The sequence below is a fragment of the Mesorhizobium sp. M7D.F.Ca.US.004.01.2.1 genome, from assembly GCF_003997785.1.
Taxonomy (GTDB): domain Bacteria; phylum Pseudomonadota; class Alphaproteobacteria; order Rhizobiales; family Rhizobiaceae; genus Mesorhizobium; species Mesorhizobium loti.
Genome location: NZ_RZRQ01000550.1, coordinates 1 through 2,453, shown reverse-complemented (window position 1 = coordinate 2,453; position 2,453 = coordinate 1). Strand labels below are relative to the sequence as shown.

At 60.4% G+C, this 2,453-nt stretch carries 3 protein-coding genes; all 3 read left to right on the top strand.

Annotated elements, in window-relative coordinates:
* A partial coding sequence (locus tag EN993_RS34560; protein ID WP_206532472.1) for a DUF2182 domain-containing protein occupies positions 1 to 226 on the top strand: 226 nt, incomplete at its 5' end.
* A 428-nt stretch (positions 227 to 654) separates the two neighbouring features.
* A complete protein-coding gene (locus EN993_RS34555; protein ID WP_109663002.1) occupies positions 655 to 1,683 on the top strand; it encodes an amino acid ABC transporter substrate-binding protein in 1,029 nt (342 codons plus the stop codon).
* 63 nt (positions 1,684 to 1,746) lie between these two features.
* Positions 1,747 to 2,453, top strand: a 707-nt coding sequence (locus tag EN993_RS34550; protein ID WP_164758011.1) for an ABC transporter permease subunit, incomplete at its 3' end; no start/stop codon positions are given.

Below are 2,453 nucleotides of genomic sequence, written 5' to 3'. Positions count from 1 at the left end.
CGGCGCGCTTCGGCTCGGCATCGATCACGGCGCCTATTGTCTGGGTTGCTGCTGGGCCCTGATGGCTCTGCTGTTCGTCGGTGGCGTCATGAACGTGCTGTGGATCGCCGGCATCGCCATCCTTGTTCTCCTGGAGAAGACGGTCCCGACCGGGCAGTTGATCCCGCGCGTCTCGGGCGCGTTGATGGCTGCGATCGGCGCCTGGTTCGTCTTTCGAGCCCTTTGAGAACAGCCCTTGTCTCCGGCCAGTATTGGCCCGCAACTGACAGATGACAGTCTTTGGATATGGCAATTCATTGCGCATTGAGGTCAATAACGCCGAGATGTTGCCTGGGAAGGATTTCGCTACCGCGGTCCGCATTGGCCTCGCATTGGCATTGAATGAGCTTTGCCGCCTTTATTTGCGCTACTGACCAAATCGCGGGCGCGTTTGTCTGTAAATCAGGCATTTGCGGCAATCGGTTTTCAAACTCTTTCGGTTTCGGTCATTTCCCTTGACCTCACAGGAATTATCGCCTTCGATGACATTTGTGAATGGGAGGCGGCGCGTCGGTTACGATGCGGGGTTCCGGGAATGGGCCGGAATGGGAACTGCGTTCACACGGGAAAAAAATCAGGGTTTGCCCTGAAAAACAGAAGAAGGGTCTGTGGGTCATGAAACATATTGCTATCGGCATTCTTGGCGCCGCCACGCTTGGGTTGGTGGCGTCGGCCGCGTCGGCAACCACGCTCGACACCGTCAAGGCGAAGGGCTTCATCCAGTGTGGCGTCTCGACCGGCCTCGCCGGTTTCTCGGCGCCAGACGACAAGGGTGACTGGCAAGGCATCGACGCGGATTTCTGCCGCGCTGTCGCGGCCGCCGTCTTTGGTGACGGCACCAAGGTCAAGTTCACGCCGCTCAGCGCCAAGGAGCGGTTCACCGCGCTGCAGTCCGGCGAGATCGACATCCTGTCGCGCAACACCACCTGGACGATCAACCGCGACACGGCACTTGGCCTGAATTTCATCGGCGTCACCTACTATGACGGCCAGGGTTTCATGATCAATGCCAAGAAGCTGCCGGGCGTCAATTCCGCGTTGCAGCTTTCCGGCGCCGCCGTCTGCGTGCAGAGCGGCACGACCACCGAGCTCAACCTCGCCGACTACTTCAAGGCCAACAAGATGGAGTACAATCCGGTCGTCTTCGAAAAGCTGGAAGAGGTCAACGCTGCCTATGACGCCGGCCGCTGCGACGTCTACACCACCGATCAGTCGGGCCTCTATGGCATTCGCCTGACGCTGGGATCGCCGGCCGATCACGTCGTGCTGCCCGAGATCATCTCGAAGGAGCCCCTCGGGCCGGCCGTTCGCCAGGGCGACGACCAGTGGTACCACATCGTCAAGTGGACCTATTTCGCGCTGTTGCAGGCTGAAGAGCTCGGCATCACCAAGGCCAATGTCGATGAAATGAAGAATTCGGCCAGCCCTGAGATCAAGCGCGTGCTCGGCCAGGAAGCCGATACCAAGATCGGCACCGATCTCGGCGTCTCCAATGACTGGGTCGTCAACATCGTCAAGGCCGTCGGCAATTATGGCGAAATGTTCGAACGCAATGTCGGTTCGGGCAGCCCGCTGAAGATCGCGCGCGGCATCAACGCGCTGTGGACCAAGGGCGGCCTGCAATACGCTCCGCCGATCCGCTGATCGAAATGTGATCCGGGAGGCAGGTCGTCTGCCTTCCGGTTTCTCTTTCCAGGGGACGGTCGAATGGCATCGCAGGAAGTTCTTCGCGAGGAGCCCAGCCGCGGTTCCTTTATCAACGATCCGAAAGTCCGGGGCATATTCTTCCAGGCGCTGGTCGTCGTTCTGCTGGTGGCGGGCGTCTGGTGGATTGCCCACAACGTCATTGCCAACCTGACGCGCCTTCACATCGCTTCGGGCTTCGGCTTCCTCAAGGGCCGCGCCGGCTTCGACATCAGCGAGAGCGCTATCGCTTATTCATCGGATTCGACCTATGGCCGCGCCATCCTGGTCGGCTTCCTAAATACTGTCATCGTCGCCATCGTCGGCATCATCACCGCGACAATCATCGGCTTCATTGTCGGCATCGGCCGGCTTTCGCAGAACTGGCTGATCAGGAAGATCTGCACGGTCTATGTCGAGGTGTTCCGCAACATCCCGCCGCTGCTGGTCATCTTCTTCTGGTATTCCGGCGTGCTGGCCGTGCTGCCGGCACCACGCGACAGCATCAATCTGCCGTTCGGCTCCTTCCTCAACCAGCGCGGCTTCTATTTTCCACGCGCCGTGTGGGGCGACGGCTCCTGGCTGATCTTCGTCGCTCTGCTCGTCGGCATCGGCATGGCGTGGTTCGTCGCGCGCAAGGCGCGGCAACGGCAGATGGCGACCGGCCAGCAATTCCCGGTGTTGTGGACAGCCTTGGCGCTGATCGTCGGGCTGCCGCTGCTCGCCTATGC

Bases quoted from the DNA above. Each gene is read 5' to 3' on its own strand.
- EN993_RS34555 (WP_109663002.1), top strand. From the start codon at position 655: ATGAAACATATTGCTATCGGCATTCTTGGCGCCGCCACGCTTGGGTTG.